This window comes from Streptomyces sp. NRRL B-1140, assembly GCF_001280065.1.
In the GTDB taxonomy this organism is placed as follows: Bacteria; Actinomycetota; Actinomycetes; order Streptomycetales; family Streptomycetaceae; genus Streptomyces.
On sequence record NZ_LGEA01000090.1, the window covers coordinates 173,733 to 189,631 of the forward strand.

The 15,899-nt window shown below is 68.8% G+C and carries 14 protein-coding genes; 6 read left to right on the forward strand and 8 right to left on the reverse strand.

Annotation, left to right across the window (positions count from 1 at the left end):
• Positions 1-7 precede the first annotated feature (7 nt).
• Both ADK65_RS11635 and ADK65_RS11640 read right to left on the reverse strand, forming a co-directional pair.
• Positions 8-475, reverse strand: a complete 468-nt coding sequence (locus ADK65_RS11635; protein WP_053669902.1) for an NUDIX domain-containing protein — start codon at positions 473-475, stop codon at positions 8-10.
• Complete coding sequence (locus ADK65_RS11640; protein WP_053669903.1) at positions 468-1,223, reverse strand: DUF5919 domain-containing protein; 756 nt, start codon at positions 1,221-1,223, stop codon at positions 468-470. Before ADK65_RS11640 ends, ADK65_RS11635 begins: the two co-directional genes overlap by 8 nt.
• Positions 1,224-1,705: 482 nt before the next feature.
• Here ADK65_RS11640 and ADK65_RS11645 point away from each other — a divergent pair, with 482 nt between their 5' ends.
• Positions 1,706-2,104 carry a hypothetical protein gene (locus ADK65_RS11645; RefSeq protein ID WP_053669904.1) on the forward strand — a complete coding sequence of 133 codons (399 nt, stop codon included), beginning with the start codon at positions 1,706-1,708 and terminating at the stop codon, positions 2,102-2,104.
• A 122-nt stretch (positions 2,105-2,226) separates the two neighbouring features.
• Here the strand turns inward: ADK65_RS11645 and ADK65_RS11650 are convergent, their stop codons facing one another.
• Positions 2,227-5,394, reverse strand: coding sequence for a DUF3427 domain-containing protein (locus tag ADK65_RS11650; RefSeq protein WP_078955926.1), 3,168 nt, complete (start codon positions 5,392-5,394; stop codon positions 2,227-2,229).
• 118 nt (positions 5,395-5,512) lie between these two features.
• Here ADK65_RS11650 and ADK65_RS11655 point away from each other — a divergent pair, with 118 nt between their 5' ends.
• Positions 5,513-6,682, forward strand: a complete 1,170-nt coding sequence (locus tag ADK65_RS11655; RefSeq protein WP_053669906.1) for an MrcB family domain-containing protein — start codon at positions 5,513-5,515, stop codon at positions 6,680-6,682.
• A gap of 133 nt (positions 6,683-6,815) precedes the next feature.
• On the opposite strand, the gene ADK65_RS11660 is transcribed toward ADK65_RS11655, so the two are convergent.
• Together ADK65_RS11660 and ADK65_RS11665 are read right to left on the reverse strand one after the other, a co-directional pair.
• On the reverse strand, positions 6,816-7,832 hold the full coding sequence (locus ADK65_RS11660) for an SEC-C domain-containing protein (protein WP_053669907.1): 1,017 nt from the start codon (positions 7,830-7,832) through the stop codon (positions 6,816-6,818).
• A 141-nt stretch (positions 7,833-7,973) separates the two neighbouring features.
• Positions 7,974-9,449: a beta-1,6-galactanase gene (locus tag ADK65_RS11665; RefSeq protein ID WP_107092268.1), complete on the reverse strand. Its 1,476-nt coding sequence runs from the start codon at positions 9,447-9,449 to the stop codon at positions 7,974-7,976.
• Positions 9,450-9,672: 223 nt separating this feature from the next.
• Between ADK65_RS11665 and ADK65_RS11670 the strand changes: the two genes are divergently transcribed.
• The 3 genes from ADK65_RS11670 to ADK65_RS11680 all read left to right on the forward strand — a co-directional run bounded on the left by ADK65_RS11670 (position 9,673) and on the right by ADK65_RS11680 (position 11,787).
• Positions 9,673-10,002, forward strand: a complete 330-nt coding sequence (locus ADK65_RS11670; protein ID WP_053669909.1) for a DUF6412 domain-containing protein — start codon at positions 9,673-9,675, stop codon at positions 10,000-10,002.
• Positions 10,003-10,073: 71 nt separating this feature from the next.
• Positions 10,074-10,784, forward strand: a complete 711-nt coding sequence (locus ADK65_RS11675) for a YidC/Oxa1 family membrane protein insertase (RefSeq protein ID WP_053669910.1) — start codon at positions 10,074-10,076, stop codon at positions 10,782-10,784.
• 145 nt (positions 10,785-10,929) lie between these two features.
• Positions 10,930-11,787 (forward strand): fumarylacetoacetate hydrolase family protein, encoded by an 858-nt coding sequence (locus ADK65_RS11680; RefSeq protein ID WP_053669911.1) that lies wholly within the window; start codon positions 10,930-10,932, stop codon positions 11,785-11,787.
• A gap of 98 nt (positions 11,788-11,885) precedes the next feature.
• On the opposite strand, the gene ADK65_RS11685 is transcribed toward ADK65_RS11680, so the two are convergent.
• From ADK65_RS11685 to ADK65_RS11695, 3 genes are all read right to left on the reverse strand, one after another.
• Positions 11,886-12,752, reverse strand: a complete 867-nt coding sequence (locus ADK65_RS11685; RefSeq protein ID WP_053669912.1) for an LLM class F420-dependent oxidoreductase — start codon at positions 12,750-12,752, stop codon at positions 11,886-11,888.
• 90 nt (positions 12,753-12,842) lie between these two features.
• Complete coding sequence (locus tag ADK65_RS11690; protein WP_053669913.1) at positions 12,843-13,364, reverse strand: heme-degrading domain-containing protein; 522 nt, start codon at positions 13,362-13,364, stop codon at positions 12,843-12,845.
• Positions 13,361-14,452 (reverse strand): Gfo/Idh/MocA family oxidoreductase, encoded by a 1,092-nt coding sequence (locus ADK65_RS11695; protein WP_053669914.1) that lies wholly within the window; start codon positions 14,450-14,452, stop codon positions 13,361-13,363. Before ADK65_RS11695 ends, ADK65_RS11690 begins: the two co-directional genes overlap by 4 nt.
• Before the next feature lie 96 nt (positions 14,453-14,548).
• Here ADK65_RS11695 and ADK65_RS11700 point away from each other — a divergent pair, with 96 nt between their 5' ends.
• Positions 14,549-15,766 carry an ROK family transcriptional regulator gene (locus ADK65_RS11700; RefSeq protein ID WP_078955919.1) on the forward strand — a complete coding sequence of 406 codons (1,218 nt, stop codon included), beginning with the start codon at positions 14,549-14,551 and terminating at the stop codon, positions 15,764-15,766.
• Positions 15,767-15,899: the final 133 nt, after the last annotated feature.

Genomic DNA, 15,899 nt, shown 5'->3' on the forward strand with positions numbered 1-15,899 from the left:
AGGCCGGTCACCGGGCTGCGGGCATGTTGCCGTCGCGCCAGTCGGTTACGCGCTTGCGGATGCCGGCGACCATGGGGAGTCCGTCGACTTCTGCGGGATCGAACCAGCGGACGTCGGTGGACTCCTCGGACACTGCCAATTGCCCGGACACGGGGCGAGCTAGGAAGCAGATGGAGAACTCCTGCCGCACCTCGCCGTCGTCGTAGGCGAAGACGTGGCGGGGATTGGTGTAGGTCCCGACGATGCCGATGATCTCGACATCGAAGCCGGTCTCCTCGCGGGTCTCTCGTACCGCGCACTCAGGCAACGACTCACCGATGTGCATCGCGCCACCTGGGAGCGCCCACATGCCGTTGTCGCGTCGACGTTGAAGCAGGATGCGCCCGTCGTCGTCGACAACGACGACGGAAGCGGCCGGAACCAGGCTGTTCGCAGCGGGGGCATCCGGGGCGTCCTCGTAGTCGCGCCTACCCATTGCGTTCCTCTCCCCATACCGGAGTGCCTCGGGCCCACAGTTCTTCGACGTGTGAAGCGAAACGGTCGAACATGCCGTCGTCCTGGTGACGACGCAGATGCAGCGTAGGAGCATCGTGGCCGACACTGTGCGTCAGCAGGGGCGTCACAATCATGTCGTCATCGAAGCGGAAGACGGACAGGTGCGCGTGCCCATCGCTGTACCTTGCGTCGATCCCCGGCTGACTTCTGATCTTCTCCAACTCGGAGAGTGTCACGCGGATTCTCGTGGACAGTGTGAGCGCAACAGCCTCGTCTTGTTCCCGGGACCGGGTGAGCTCGCTGTCAGGCTCGCCCAGCAAGAAGCGCACTCGACACCCCTGAGCGGCTTTGCGCTGTAATGCCACGCCGAGTCGGGCCTGCTCCAGCCACAGGAAGTAATTGGTGTAACCGGCGAACGTCAGTTCCCGCTCGGCCTTGGTAATCAACGATCGCCACAGTGAAGCCGGACAACCGGACCGGTACGGGTACACGGACACGACCTCTCGGTCCGGGCCGACCTTGATCGCCTTCTTCGCGGCGGCAGGCCACAACACTGCCTCATCCTCCCCGAGCGCCTCGCAGACGTCCCACCGATGCCGGGCATGGGGGATGCGCCCGGCTTGGGTGATCCATCGGCCGACGGTCTTGATGTCGACTCCGCACTTCTCGGCTAACTGCCGGTCTGTCATTCGGGCTTGAAGCATGGCACGGCGTAGCGCTTCGTTCACGAGTGCTCCCGGGGACGCTAGGGACGTTCTCAAAGGTGAGCCAACTTCGTGTCTAACGGTCAGGGGACGGAGTAGGAACGCACCATCGGGGGCGGAAGTGTGGTGGACGCATGACGAGCAGACCCCCGCGACCGTGGCGACGGTCCGGGGGCGCGGCCACCAACGAGAAGGGTTGATGACATGGCCCACGGTATCGCCGGACTCCTCGAACCATTGCTGCGGTTCTTGTTTCGTGCTTCAGGGCGCCACAGAGCCCCTGGTTCACGTCGCGTGACGCGATCGCAGGACACAGCGCTTGCCTCTCACCGATACCCGCCTGCGCTCCGGGGCGAGGACATCGGCCTCGTCCGCCCCTACCTCGTCGCCCACGAGCGCCGTGAGAAGGAACGTCGACGGCGATCGCGGCGGCGAACGCTCGTGGTCGTCACGTGCGGAGTCGATATCGCTCCACGCTGGACCCACTGTGCGGAGGTGGCAGCCTGATGAGCTACGACCGGGACAGCGTTCTCGCGGTCACTCCCGGACTGCGGCTGCTGCCATGGGAGAACGACTCCGGCAAGCCGTGCTTCCTGTCCACCCACGGCGCTCCTGGCCCACTGGCACGCCTCGCGGACGAGATCGAAGCGGACCAGTTGCAAGACGGCGCCCTCGTGCTCAAGGGCGCTCAAGCCGTCTTGGAGGACCAGAAGTCCGGGGAGGACGCGGTACGCCGTGCGCTCCGCGCCGCCACGCAGTGCCTTGGCGATGTCTTGCGGATCGCTGACAGCCGAGGGGCCCGTTTGCCGCGGTCGACAGACGACGACGATGACGGCGATCGCGGCCGGGACGACGACACGGGAGAGGACGGGCCACAGGTGCAGGCAAACAGGTTGGATGAGTGAGGACAACGAGAGCGTGCGCCATCGGTGCCGGTTCGCGGAATGGGCCCTGGGAGCTGCGCCGAACATGGCACTGCGCCATTTCGGTAAGTGCCTCACATGCGGCGGCAGGCTATCGACGGGCATCACCCGGCGATAGCTGAGTACGTCCAGACGTCCGCCGGGATCGAGTGCTTCAGCTGCCATGTGATGGCCATCGGCTTGCTGCCCGTGTGCTCCACATACTCGGCAGGGCCGAGCAACATCCATGGTTGAGCGCCGCCGATGTCTGTGTTTTTGTAGCGGCGCACGAAGAGCAGGACGTGGCTACCCTCAGCGGCGTGACGCTGGTACCGAAGGCCGGTGGGAGATGTCTCCGAAGTCTGGTTCTGCGACTCCCAGTGGAAGCGGGTCTCGCTGAGGGCATAGTCGTGGTAGCGGGTCTGGGGGGAGAAGTCCTTCTCATCCTTCTCCAGGGTGATGAGAAGGGCGTCGGTCTTCACAGACTCGCACCATTTCACGCCCTCACGGAAATCGCCGGGCATGAAGCCGCCGATAGCGGACTGCCCCAGAGCAGGCAGGATCTCCTCGCGGCTATACGAGGCGTGGACGGTCAGTGGGATCCCCGTGTCGCCCCCGAGCCCGAGCAGTGGAATGGGGACGTGCTCCGTGTGGGCCAGGTTGTATGCCAACACCTCGCGGAGTTCACTTCGCACGGCTCGCTGTTTGCGGAGCGCCGCGAAACCGGAGTCGTAGCTGGCGAAGCCCTTGCGGGTCACACCGCCGAGCGGCCAGAGCTGGAAGAAGAGCATGCGGGCATACGCCTGCCCCTGCTCATCGAGCTCGCCATAGGAAGGCGCGTCATCTGCCAGCATCCGGGTGTATGCGGCTACACGCAGTGGATCGTCCACGTGTAGGAATGCAGGGACGCGCTTGAGAAGCGCTGCTTCGCCTTCAGGCGCCTCGCCCTTGAGGAGTCCTGCGCGGCGTAGAAGGCCGGTCCAGGAATTTCCGTTTCCTCGATAGATCTCCTTCAGCTCACGGCCGCTCTCTTCCAGGTAGTGGCTGAGCGTGGACTCTCCGTAGTCCGCAACTTCGCGCGCTAGCGCAGTGACGTTGACCCCGATCTGATCCTTGATGTTGGCGATGATCGCCTTCCTCGCCTTCTCCTCAAGGATGATTTGACAGCCCGAGGGCAGCTGGGGGAAGTCATGCTCGATGTGGTCGAGCAGTCGTTTGCGGGTCAAGTTGGTGAGTGCTCGGAACTGGTTCTCAAAGCGGAATTCCTTGCGATGCTGCCCGATGAAGTCCAGGACGGTCAGCACCGCCTTGCCTTCAGATCGGCGGAGTCCACGGCCAAGCTGCTGCAAGAACACCGTGGCGCTGGACGTGGGACGCAGAAGCAGCAGGGTGTCTACATCCGGGATGTCGAGGCCTTCGTTGAAGAGGTCGACCGAGAAGATCACCTGGAGCCTGCCCGACGCCAGGTCGCTCAGTGCCTGCTTGCGCTGCCTGGCCGGCGTCTCCCCAGATAGCGCGATGGCCTCAAGGCCAGCCGTCCGGAAGACCTCGGCCATGAAGTGAGCGTGGGCTACTGACACACAGAACCCCAACGCCCGCATGGTGCTGGGGTCGGACAGCTTTTCCCGAACGGCCTTCACCACCAGCCGGGCACGCCTGGCGTTGCTCGACAACACATTGCTCAGCGCGGTCGGGTCATACGCTCCGCGCTTCCACTCCACCGTGCTGAGGTCTGTGGTGTCGCTGATGCCGAAATAGTGGAAGGGGCTGAGTAGATCATTTTCCAGCGCCTCCCACAGGCGCATTTCGGCTGCAATCCGGCCGTTAAAGAACTCGTCTTGAATGTTCTTGCCGTCCATGCGCTCAGGTGTGGCCGTGAGCCCTAGGAGTTCCAGCGGTTGGAAGTGATCGAGGATCTTTCGGTACGTCGGTGAGGTTCCGTGGTGGAACTCGTCGATGACGATCACATCGAAGTGATCCGGAGCGAGACGGACCAGGCCCTTGGTGCTGAGCGACTGCACGCTGGCGAAGACATGTGACCAGCGTTCCGGGATTTCACCGCTGTGTAGCGATTCGCCGAAGTTCGCGTCCACCAAGACGTCTTGGTAGGTCCTCATCGACTGATCGAGGATTTCCTTGCGGTGGGCGACGAAGAGGAGCCGCAGGTCACGGCCATGCTTCTTACGAAGTTGCTTGTAGTCCAGCGCTGCCATCACGGTCTTGCCCGTGCCAGTGGCTGCCACCAGCAGGTTCCGGTGCCTGTCATGCACCTCCCGCTCGACTTCGAGCCGCTCCAGCATGTCGCGCTGGTGGGGATAGGGCCGTACCTCCAGCCCTGACAAGGTGATTCCACGCTGAGCCGCGGACGTCGAGGATGTTCCGCCTGCGATCGCCAGGGCTTCCTGGAGGCGCTCGCCATCGGCCTGCGGGTCGTACACCTCGAAGGACGGGTCACTCCAGTAGGCGTCGAAGGTCGCCTCGAACTTGCGCATCACGTCAGGCGTGGCGACGGAGGAGAGGCGGACGTTCCACTCCAGGCCATCGAGAAGCGCTGCCTTGGACAAGTTGGAACTGCCCACGTACGCCGTGTCGTATCCGCTCTTGCGGCGAAACAGCCATGCCTTGGCGTGTAGTCGGGTCGAGCGGGTCTCGTAGTTGACCTTGACCTGCGCGTTGAACTCTTCCACGAGCCGATCCAACGCGCGCCGCTCGGTGGCACCGATGTAGGTCGTTGTGATGACCCGTATCGGCACGCCTCGTGCATGGGCGGCCTTGAGTGACTGCTCAATGATGCGCAGCCCATGCCACTTCACGAAGGCGCACAGGAGGTCCACGCGATCGGCGGTTGCGAGCTCCGCGCGCAGCTCGAAGCCGAGGCTCGGATCTTCTGGCGAGTTGGTGATCAGAGCAGCGTCGGAGAGCGGGATGCCTGGGCGTACGGCGAAGACACCGGGCGCTTCTTGCTGGGTGATCGCGAGGAGCTGGCGCGGTCCGTCTGCGACCAAGTCCACCCACTCCTTGGCGCCGTGCAGAGTGCTGACCGACTCCAGGATGTGGTTCGCCGCGAAGACCCGCTCCTCTGCCGGAAGGTTCTGCAATACCTGCCGAACCGTTCCCCCGATGTGTCGCGCGAGGACGTGCGGCACAGATTCAGGCCCCACGGACTCGCTGATGGGATGCCATCCGAAGCTGGCCAGCTCCTTCAACTGCTGCTCGAAGCGGAGCGTGATCAGCTGCTCGTACAGTCCATCGGCTGGGGCAGAGAGGTCAGTGCGGCTCTCAGACACAGGCAGGCTCCCCCGATTGATCGCGTCGATCGATGAGGCCGTTCTATCAAGAGGCACTGACAGAGCAGTGAGTGTGGGCACACAGCGGCCTCCCGCTGGACAGGTTCGGTCGTCGATATGCGCGATGTCGATCTTTTTGGAGGCGCAACTGATCGCGGCGGGCTACGTTTTGAGCGTGCACTTACGTGACCTGCTCATACGCATAGCAGAGACCTACGATCCCGAGGCTGGTATAGGCAGGGGGGTTCCAGCCCAAGACCTCCTTCGGGAGGTGGAGAGGATGTCCGATCTGCCCTTACCTCATGGCTTCGTCGCGTCAGGGAAGGGAGGGCAGGGGTCTGCGAGTAGCACCCCGTGGATCGGCGTGTTTGGCGAGTCGATCAATACGCAGGCCCAGGAGGGTTTGTATCTCGCCTACATCTTCGACTCGACCCGAACCTCCGTGACCCTCACGTTGCAGCAGGGTGTGACAAGGCTTTCGGACGCATACCCCAAGCTGGGCGACCGGCTGAGGGAACTGAAGCGGCGGGCAAGGCACCTCAGAGCGGGCTTGGAACCCGAGTTAGCCGCGCGTTGGGCTGACACGCCGACCTTCAACTCCAGGCTCGAACGCCCCCGCGCGTACGAGGCCGCCAGCGTGGCGGCACGGCGGTACGAGATCGCGAACCTGCCAGCGGAGGAAGTCCTCGCAGAGGAACTCCGAGTGGCATCTCTGTTGCTCCGCGACGCCGCCGCAAGCCATCGCGTCTGGCTCCAGCAGCCACCGGATGACGAGCCCATCGTCTACGAAGGGCAGGGCCATCTCCCTTCCCCCGCTGATGACCCCCTCGACGGCTTTCGCCCGAACGACAGCAGCGACTACTACGTCCACATCAAGGGCGGCCGTCGGCGCAGAGAACGGCACCACGAAGAGCTCATCAAAGACTTCGGCCTTCACGTGGTGATGCGCGGGTATCAGCCGATCACGCTCGGCATGTATCCCAGGGACCTAGTTCTGCGCCGTCCCGCCGTGGATCAGCGGCGCTGTTGGCTTGTGGAGGGCAAAGCCGTCAAGAAGGGCAACACAACGCAAGCCGTCCGTGAGGCAGTGGGGCAGCTGTTTGAGTACAGCTATTACTGGCACCTGAAGCGCGGTGAGCCGAAGCCGCACCTTGTAGCCCTCTTCACGGAAGACATAGGGCACTACGCCGAGTACCTAGAGGAACACGGCATCGCCTCAATCTGGAGGACTGAGGGCGGGGGCTGGGCGGGTTCTCCTACGGCCGTCTCGTGGGATCTGGCCGTGGGAGCCTGAGCAGGACGCTTTCCTACTCTGGCGATGGGGAGCGCCGCCGTGCGCTGGGCAGATGCCCGGCGTGGCGGGCGCGTCTGCGGGGTCGCCACGCCGGGTTGGTTTAGCGGCTGCCTGCCGGTGGCTTCTGCCCGTGTCAGGCCGTACCGCCGTGGCACTGGCCGTAGGGCCGGCCCGACCCACACCAGCAACCCGCCCCCGACTGCGGCGGCCAAGCCACCGCCCGCCCCCGAGCCGCCAGTGTCGTCGCGTACTGCGGCAGCAGCGTCGCATCCGTCGGAGACGAAAGCTCCGACGCCGCGAAGGCCTCGTACGACGGGACCGTGCCCGTGACGATGCCCAGGTTCGGGGTGCCGGAGGAGGACAGTTCGCGCAGCGACTGCTCTATCGAGACCAGGTGGTCGGCGTGGGACGGGTACTCCGTCGACAGGGACGGATAGGCCTCCAGGAGTTCCGTCAGCTCGTTCGCCGGCCAGTGCAGGATCGCCACCGGGAACGGGCGGGAGAGGGCCTCCCGGTACGCGCCCAGTTCTGCTCGGAGGCGGAGGATCTCCGCCTCCAGTTCCGCCGGGTTCTCCGAGCCCAGGGACCACACGCGCTTGGGGTCGTGGAGTTCGTCCAGGGTGATCGGGAGGGAGTGGACCGAGTCCGCCAGGGCGTCCCACTCGTCGTGGGACCTGCCGAGCATGCGCCGTACGCGGTGGCGGCCGAAGAGGAGGGGATGGGTGGCGTAGGGGGGCTCCTCGACGTCCGTCAGGAGGCGGTGCACGGCCTCCGTGAACGTCTCGTGGGCCGCTTCCAGTTCGTCGTGGGATTCCAGGGACTCCGCGACGATCACCCAGGGGGCCGGGTCCTTGGGGGACGCTGCCCGGACACCTTCGATGATCGCGCGGGCCTCGGCCTCGTGGCCGTACTCCCACAGGTTCGAGGCCTTGAGCGCCCGCACCAGGTGGGGGTTCTCCAGGCCGTCGGGGGAGGACAGCAGGCGGTCGTAGAGGGTGGTCGCGGTGGGGCGGTCGCCGGAGAGCTCCAGGTGGGCCGCCGCCCGCAGCAGCAGGGCCTCGGCGTCCTCGGGATACAGGCCGGCGGTCCGCTCCAGGCGTGCCGCCTCGGCGGTGTGGTCGACGTTTTCGGCAGGCGTGTCGGGGCGCATGGGGGACACCGTACTGCCGGGAGGTGACGAGCGTGAGAGATGCGCAGGCCAGACCACTCGGCCTCCCGACTTTCCCTCCGCTCGCCACCCCGGCTTCACGACTCGTCCCGAACCGCCGTCGCCGGCCCGTCGACCCCAGGACTAGAGGGTCACGCCGTCGATTTGCAAGGTTTGGACCGACTTCGCCGCGAATGGCACGCTGACCGACTTGCCGTTCAGGCGGATGTCCGAGCGTGCCGTGTAGAGGTCGCCGCCGCCCGTCGTGAGCGTGTTCCAGCGCGGGACCACGCCCCCGGTGCTGCCCGTCACCGTCGAGAAGCGGGAGAGGTCGAAGGTCAGGGTCTGGGCGGAGGTGGAGGTGTTCACCGCCACGATCACCAGGCGTCGGGCCGTCGCGTCGTACGCCGCCACCGCGTAGTCCACGCCCGTGTCCAGGATCGTCATGCCGGGGCGGATGTGGCGGCTGAACTGGGCCATCACATAGTGCTTGGTCTGGACGGTGGTCGGCTGGAGGGTGCTCGCGTCGTAGGCGATCATCGCCCAGCCCGTGGACGGGTCCATGACCTGCCAGTAGCACCAGGCCGTCGGGTGCAGCCAGCGGAAGTCCAGGCAGAGGTTGGAGGCCATCGTCAGGCCCGTGCCGTCGCTGTCGCCCGTCTCGGAGTTCCACAGCTTCTTGCGGGAGGTGGTCACCACGTCCGTGTAGAGCAGGTCGCGGCGGCCGCCCGAGCCCTGGTAGCCGTGCACGTTGACCTGGGAGACCAGGCCCTTGGTCGTCGCGTTGAAGGACGACCACGTGGAGCGGGCCGTGTCGTAGTTCGTCTCGTCCGACGCGGCGATGCGCAGGCCGGTGAGGCCGCGCTTGTCCAGCTCGCTGCGCATGTAGGGGAGTACGGCGGCCTGGACCGCCGGGTCCATGTGGCAGCCCTCCTGGGTGCCGGTCGCGGTCCACCAGGTGGAGGCCGGCTCGTTGAAGGGGTCGACCGTCGCGAAGTTCACGCCCCAGTTCGACTTCGCGTACAGCGCCGTCGCCGCCAAGTGGGAGGCGTGCTGGCGGTAGTTCCACGTCTGGAGGTTGTTGCCGCCGCCCGAGGCGCCCGAGGGGTTGTGGTTGGAGCACATCCACCACATCGGGGAGTTGGCGAACAGTTCGGTGATCGCCCCCCGCTGCGTCGCCTTCACCAGCATCGCGCGCTGGTTGGCGTCCGCCGTCCACTTCCAGGCGGAGGAGGTGGGGTCCTCGTTGTTCCAGTCCTGCCAGAAGCCCTCGATCTGCTTGAAGGCGGGGATGTTGGGCGACTTCACCATCGTCTCGCCGCCGACGCTGTTCCAGCTGCACGCGCCGAGGTTGTACCGGGCGATGTTGAGGCCCAGGCCGGGCAGGGAACGGCCGTTGTACGTGACGGACTTGGTGGTGAAGAACAGGTCGGCGAAGTCGTCCCGGGCGCCGAAGACGTTGGCCCACCAGGCGAGGGAGGTGCCCCAGCCCTCCCAGGTGCCGTACGTCGTCGACGGGTTGACGGCGATCGTGGCGTCCGCGTGCGCGGTGCCTGTCGCCAGGGCGCTGCCGAGGAACGTTCCGCCTGCTGCGGCCAGCAGACTTCTGCGTCGTATCACGGCTCCTCCGTAAGGGAGATGAGGGCGCACGCCGGTCCCCGGCCCGGCGTCGCGAGGGGGCCCGTTGTCGGGTGACGAGAAGCATCGGGTGTGGCGTGTGGGTTGTCGAGAGTTCTGACGAACCTTCTTCAAACCCGTTTAAGAAGTCGCCGGTCTGCTCGGGAGAGTGATCCTGTATAACGAACGAGAGGACATACACACGTACGAGCGGGAGGGGCGGCCGGTGAACCGGAGCTGGGCGACGCTGCGTCCCGCCCTCGCGCTGCTCTTCCTGCTCGTCGAAGTGGCCCTGCTCGACACCGGCAGCCTCTCCGCCACCGTCGCCCTCGCCGCCACCGCCGCCGCTTCGGCCGCCTTCGCGCTCTGCGCCGTCGCCGCTTCGCGCTGCGCGCCCGCCGTGCCGCGCACCCGGGTGCGTACGGCCATCCGCGACCGGGACCGGCGTACGGCGTTCCTGCCACAACGCGATCCCGACGCCCGGGGGCGCACCCGGCCCCGGGCACCCGGTCACGCCCTCCGGGCGACCGTCGCGCTGGGGTACCTCTCCACCTGAAGTGACCCCGCGCGGGTCGTCATGCCGCCCTGATCTGTTCCGGCACGACGAGACCCCCGGAGGGCTCACCCATGTCCGTCTTCGCCAGCCTGGTCGAGCACCTTGCCGACCTGCTCCAGCCGCTGTGCGGCGCCTCGGCCGCCGCCGCTGCGATCGTCCTGTTCACCGCGCTCGTACGCCTCCTCGTCCACCCCCTGTCCCGGGCCGCCGCGCGCGGCCAGAAGGCGAGGGCCGCGCTCCAGCCGAAGATCGCCGAGCTGCGGAGGAAGCACGGCAGGAATCCCGAGAGGCTCCAGAAGGCCGTGCTGGAGCTGCACGCCGAGGAGAAGGTGTCGCCGCTGGCCGGCTGCCTGCCGGGGATGCTCCAGATCCCGGCCTTCTTCCTGCTCTACCACCTGTTCTCCAGCGACACGATCGGCGGCGAGGCCAACGCGCTGCTCGGCCACCGTCTGTTCGCGGCTCCGCTCGGGGAGCGGTGGACGGACGCGCTCGACGGCGGTCTTCTCAGTGGCGCGGGGCTGGTCTACGCCGGGCTGTTCGTGGTCGTGGCCTGCGTCGCCGCGTTCAGCTACGGGCTCAGCAAGCGCATGATGGCCGCCAACCCGGTCGCCCCGGCCGGTGACGGGGAGCAGCTGCCCGGGCTGGGGGCGGTGAGCCGGGTGATGCCGTTCATGTCGTTCTTCACGCTGGTCACCGTGGCCGTCGTACCGCTGGCCGCCGCACTGTACGTCGTCACCAGTACGACGTGGAGTGCCGTGGAGCGGGCCGTGCTGTACCGGTGACCCGGCGGGCCCGGTCCAGTACGTGAACGGGGTATTGCGGAGTGCACGGGGAGCTTGGACGATCGACCAGTCCTCCGATGGGTCCGCCCCGCCGCATCCGGGCCGCGCGCATCGGCCGGGCGCCCGCGATCGAGGGAGACTGATCATGAAGCTGCTGCGAGTCGGTACGGCCGGGGCGGAGCGGCCCGCGCTGCTCGACGCCGAGGGGGCCCTGCGGGACCTGTCGGGCGTCGTCGCGGACATCGACGGCACGCTGCTCGCCGACGAGGAGGCGCTCGGCCGGGTCCGGGCCGCCGCCGACGCCGGTGACCTGCCCGTACTGGACGCCACCGGGCTGCGGGTCGGGCCGCCGCTGGGGCGCATCGGCAAGATCGTCTGCATCGGGCTGAACTACCACGACCACGCGCGCGAGACCGGTGCCGAGCCGCCCGCCGAGCCGGTCCTCTTCATGAAGGCGCCGGACACCGTGGTCGGGCCGTACGACACCGTCCTCGTGCCGCGCCGGTCCCTCAAGACCGACTGGGAGGTCGAGCTGGCCGTCGTCATCGGGCGTACGGCCAGGTATCTGGAGACCGTGGAGGAGGCGCTCGCGCATGTCGCCGGGTACGCCGTGGCGCATGACGTGTCCGAGCGGGAGTTCCAGATCGAGCGCGGCGGGACCTGGGACAAGGGGAAGAACTGCGAGACGTTCAACCCGCTCGGGCCGTGGCTGGTGACGGCGGACGAGGTGCCGGACCCGCAGAATCTGTCCCTCAAGTTGTGGGTCAACGGGGAGTTGAAGCAGGACGGGACGACTGCCGAGCAGATCTTCCCCGTCGGGGAGGTCGTGCGCTACCTCAGCCGGTTCATGACGCTGTACCCGGGCGATGTGATCAACACCGGGACGCCTGCGGGCGTGGCGCTGGGGGCACCCGAGCCGAAGCCGTTCCTGCGGGCCGGGGATGTCGTGGAGCTGGAGATCGAGGGGCTCGGGCGGCAGCGGCAGGAGTTCAAGGACGCGTAGGCGCTCCGCTGGGAGGGGCGGGGGACTGCGGTCCGCTGGCGGCCGCGGGCCGTCCGTGGCTGGTCGCGCAGTTCCCCGCGCCCCTCAGGGCGCTCCCCTCACGCCAGTACGGACGCCAGGTCGCGCCACGCCTTCCTCGGCAGGGCGTCGCGGGGCTCGCCGGTCAGGACCTGGAGGGCGACGTGGTCCGCGCCGGCCTCGAAGAAGGCGTCGATCCTCGTGCGGATCGCGGTGTCGTCGCCCCAGGCGAACAGGGCGTCGACCAGGCGGTCGCTGCCGCCGTCCTTCAGATCGTCCTCGGTGAAGCCGTGCCGCAGGAAGTTGTTGGTGTAGTTCGGCAGCGGGAGGTAGATCTCGAGGAACTCGCGGGCCAGGGCGCGGGCGCGGGCCGGATCCGTCTCCGGGACGACGCCCAGCTCCGGGGCCAGCAGCGGGGCCTTGCCCAGGATCTCGCGGGCGTGCGCCGTGTGCTCCGGGGTGACCAGGTACGGGATCGAGCCCGCCGCCCGGTCGCGCGCCAGCCGCAGCGACTTGGGGCCCAGGGCGGCCAGCAGGCGGCGGTCCTCCGGCACTCCGGCGGCGTCCAGACCGTCGAGGTGGGCGACCAGGGCCGAGTAGGGGCGCGCGTACTGCTCCACCCGCTTGGCGTGGCTCACTCCGAGGCCCAGCAGGAAACGCCCGGGGTGGGACGACTCCAGGTCCGCGAAGGCCGACGCGGAGGCGTCCGGCTCGTGCTGCCAGATGCTCTGGATGCTGGTGCCGACCCTGATCTTCGAGGTCGCCTCGATGAGCGGGGCGGCGTTGGCGGCGGAGCTGTTGCCGCCCAGCCAGAGGGCGCCGTAGCCGAGTTCCTCCAGTTCGGCGGCGGTCTCGGCGAGTTCGCCACGGCGGTCCGGGTCCTCGGAGCGCAGGCCCACGCTCCAGATGCCGTACCGGCCGAGCGTCTCCTTCAGGGGGGTGGTCATCGGTGGGGTTCCCTCCGGTAGGGGCGCCATGCTTGATCACGCGTACACGGGTGCCAACCGGAGGGAATCTCCGCTCATTCCATGAACGGCCTAGCGGTCCAGGAACCGCTCCAGTGCCTCCACCACCATGCGGTGATCGTCGAGTTGCGGCAGTCCCGAGACCGTCACCGCGCCGATCACGCCCACGCCCTCGACGGTGATCGGGAAGGAGCCGCCGTGGGCCGCGTAGGTGTCGGGGTCGAGGCGCGAGGACTCCTCGAACGTGCTGCCCTTGGCGCGGAAGCGGGCGCCGACCAGGTAGGAGGCGGAGCCGTAGCGCTCGACCACCCGGCGCTTGCGGGCGATCCAGGCGTCGTTGTCCGCAGTGGAGCCCGCCAGTGCCGCGTGGAAGAGCTGCTGGCCGGAGCGGTGGATGTCGATGGCGACGGGGGCCTGGCGTTCCCGGGCCATCTCGACGAGGAGCGAGCCGAGCGCCCAGGCGTCGTCGTGCGTGAACTGGCGGAACACCAGGATGCGTTCCTGCTTCTCCAGCTCTTCCAGGCTCGGGGTGAGTTCCGGGTGGAACTTCGGGGTGAGCCCCTGGCTGTGGGAGGGGGTGTTCTTGTGGGTCACAGGGTCACCGTCACCTTCTCGAGGGCCGAACGACGAGCGGCCTCCAGGACGTCCAGGGCGGCGGCCGCCTCCCGCGCGGTCACCGGGTTCGGGGCGCCCTCCAGCAGGGCCTTCGCCACGGCCGCATAGTAAGCCGGGTAGTCGCCCGGGAGGGTGGGTTCGGCGCGGCCGCCGCCGGTGACCGGGGACTCGCCCGAGCCCACACGGCCCCACAGCGACTCGGGCTCCACGCCCCAGCCGGGGCCGGGACGCAGGCCGTCCCGGAGCGCCGCCTCCTGGGGGTCGAGGCCGTACTTGACGTATCCGGCGCTGGAGCCCAGGACGCGGAAGCGGGGGCCCAGTTGGGCGGTCGTCGCGGAGACGTGGAGGTGGGAGCGGACGCCGCCGGCGTGCGTGATCGCGATGAAGGTGTCGTCGTCGGTCTCGGCGCCCGGGCGGCGGATGTCCGTCTCCGCGTACACGGAGGCCGCCGGGCCGAACAGGACCAGGGCCTGGTCGACGACATGACTGCCGAGGTCGTAGAGCAGACCTCCGATCTCCGCAGGGTCGCCGGACTCCCGCCAGCCGCCCTTCGGCTTCGGCCGCCAGCGCTCGAAGCGGGACTCGAACCGCCACACGTCGCCCAGCTCGCCCTCGGCCAGCAGCTTGCGCAGGGTCAGGAAGTCGTTGTCCCAGCGGCGGTTCTGGAAGACGGAGAGGAGCAGGCCGCGCTCCTCGGCGAGGGCGGCGAGCGCGCGGGCCTCGGCCGCCGTCCCCGCGACGGGCTTGTCGACGACGACCGGCAGGCCGGCCTGCAGCGCGGTCGTCGCGAGCGGCACGTGCGTCTTGTTGGGGGACGCGACGACGACCAGGTCCAGCTCGGCGGCCCGGGCGAACAACTCGTCCGGTGTGGCCGCGAGGCGTACGTCCGGGAACTCGCCCCGGGCCTGCCGCTGCCGCTCCGGGCTGGAGGTGACCACCGTGTCGAGGGTCAGGCCCTCCGTGGCGGCGATCAGCGGGGCGTGGAAGACGGAGCCGGCGAGGCCGTAGCCGACGAGGCCGACGCGAAGGGGCGAACCGGGGGCTGTGCCGAGGGGGGTGCCAGTCATGCCACCCACTTTCGCAACGCTGTTGCGAAAGTGCAAGCGCCGGGGACAATGGGGGGCGTGGACAGGGCGGACGACCGTACGGGCGGAGTGGGCGGGATGCGCGGGGCGGGAGCTGCGGGAGCGGCCGGTACAGCCCGGGCGGGAGCGGCCGGTACGGCCGGGTCCGGAGTTGCGGGAGCGGCCGGTACGGCCGTGGCGGGGAGCGGCGGCGGGGTGAACCTGCTCTCCCTGCGCAGCCACAACGCCGCGCTGGTGCTCGACCTGCTGCGGACCGCCGGGGACGGGGGCATCAGCCGTCTCGAACTCGCCGAGCGGACCGGGCTCACGCCGCAGGCCGTCAGCAAGATCACGGCACGGCTGCGGGAGGACGGGCTCGCGGCGGAGGCCGGACGCCGGGCGTCGACCGGGGGCAAGCCGCGCACGGTGCTGCGGCTGGTGCCGGAGGCCGGACACGCGGTCGGGGTCCATCTGGACCGGGACGAGGTGCGGGTCGTGCGCGTCGACCTGCGGGGGACCGTGGTGGCGGAGCGGCGGGCCGCGCTGGATCTGGGGGCGGGGTCGGAGGCCGTACTGGCCGCGGTGCGGGAGGCGGTGGCGGGGGTGTTGCCGGTCGGGCGCGACCCGGTCCCCCGGCACGGACTCTCCGTGCTCGACCCGTCCCTGCTCGGGGTCGGGGCCGCGTTGCCCGGGCCCCTCGATCACGGCCGGGGGGTGCTGCACCGGGTGACCGGATTCCCCGAGTGGGACGGCTTCCCGCTGCGTGAGGCGCTGGAGGAGCGGCTCGGGGTGCCGGTCGTGGTCGACAAGGACACCAACGCGGCGGCGCTGGGCCTCGCCGCCGGAGGGGAGTGCGGCTCCTTCGCCTACCTGCACCTCGGTACGGGGCTGGGGGCCGGTCTGGTCATCGGCGGCAGCGTGCACCGGGGGGCCAGGACCGGGGCCGGGGAGTTCGGCCACCAGGTGATCCAGCTCGACGGTCCGCCCTGCACCTGCGGGGACCGGGGCTGTGTCGAGGCCCTGTGCCTCGGTGCCGTGGCACGCGGCGACCTGGCTGAGGCGGCGCGGGTGCTGGGGGCCGGCGCGGCGAACCTCGTCGGGCTCCTCGACATCGACGTCGTCCTGCTCGGCGGCCGTACGGTGGCGGCGGCGCCGGAGGCCTTCGCGGGCGGGGTCGGCGCGGTGCTGGAGGCCCGGGCCCGGCGAACGGGCCAGGGCGCCGTACCGGTACGCGTCACCGCCGGGGGAGACGGGGCCGTGGCGGTGGGGGCGGCTCAGCTGGTGCTGGGGCCGGTGTTCGGGCGGGGTGGAGTCTGAGACGGGCTGGGACCCGGGGTCGGTAAGGCGCGTCGTCCGACGGGCGGCAGGAACGGCTGTCCGCCGACCGGGCGGATCCGAGCCGCCGTTCGGGGCCGGTTCGCGGTGGTGGTGTCTCGTGAGCCCCTCCGCT

What these genes read in the sequence shown, in the direction of transcription:
- ADK65_RS11700 (WP_078955919.1), top strand. Translation starts at nt 14,549, where the DNA reads ATGCGCGGGGCGGGAGCTGCGGGAGCGGCCGGTACAGCCCGGGCGGGA.
- ADK65_RS11675 (WP_053669910.1), top strand. Translation starts at nt 10,074, where the DNA reads ATGTCCGTCTTCGCCAGCCTGGTCGAGCACCTTGCCGACCTGCTCCAG.
- ADK65_RS11645 (WP_053669904.1), top strand. Translation starts at nt 1,706, where the DNA reads ATGAGCTACGACCGGGACAGCGTTCTCGCGGTCACTCCCGGACTGCGG.
- ADK65_RS11695 (WP_053669914.1), bottom strand. Translation starts at nt 14,452, where the DNA reads ATGACTGGCACCCCCCTCGGCACAGCCCCCGGTTCGCCCCTTCGCGTC.
- ADK65_RS11655 (WP_053669906.1), top strand. Translation starts at nt 5,513, where the DNA reads ATGTCGATCTTTTTGGAGGCGCAACTGATCGCGGCGGGCTACGTTTTG.
- ADK65_RS11680 (WP_053669911.1), top strand. Translation starts at nt 10,930, where the DNA reads ATGAAGCTGCTGCGAGTCGGTACGGCCGGGGCGGAGCGGCCCGCGCTG.
- ADK65_RS11635 (WP_053669902.1), bottom strand. Translation starts at nt 475, where the DNA reads ATGGGTAGGCGCGACTACGAGGACGCCCCGGATGCCCCCGCTGCGAAC.
- ADK65_RS11685 (WP_053669912.1), bottom strand. Translation starts at nt 12,752, where the DNA reads ATGACCACCCCCCTGAAGGAGACGCTCGGCCGGTACGGCATCTGGAGC.
- ADK65_RS11660 (WP_053669907.1), bottom strand. Translation starts at nt 7,832, where the DNA reads ATGCGCCCCGACACGCCTGCCGAAAACGTCGACCACACCGCCGAGGCG.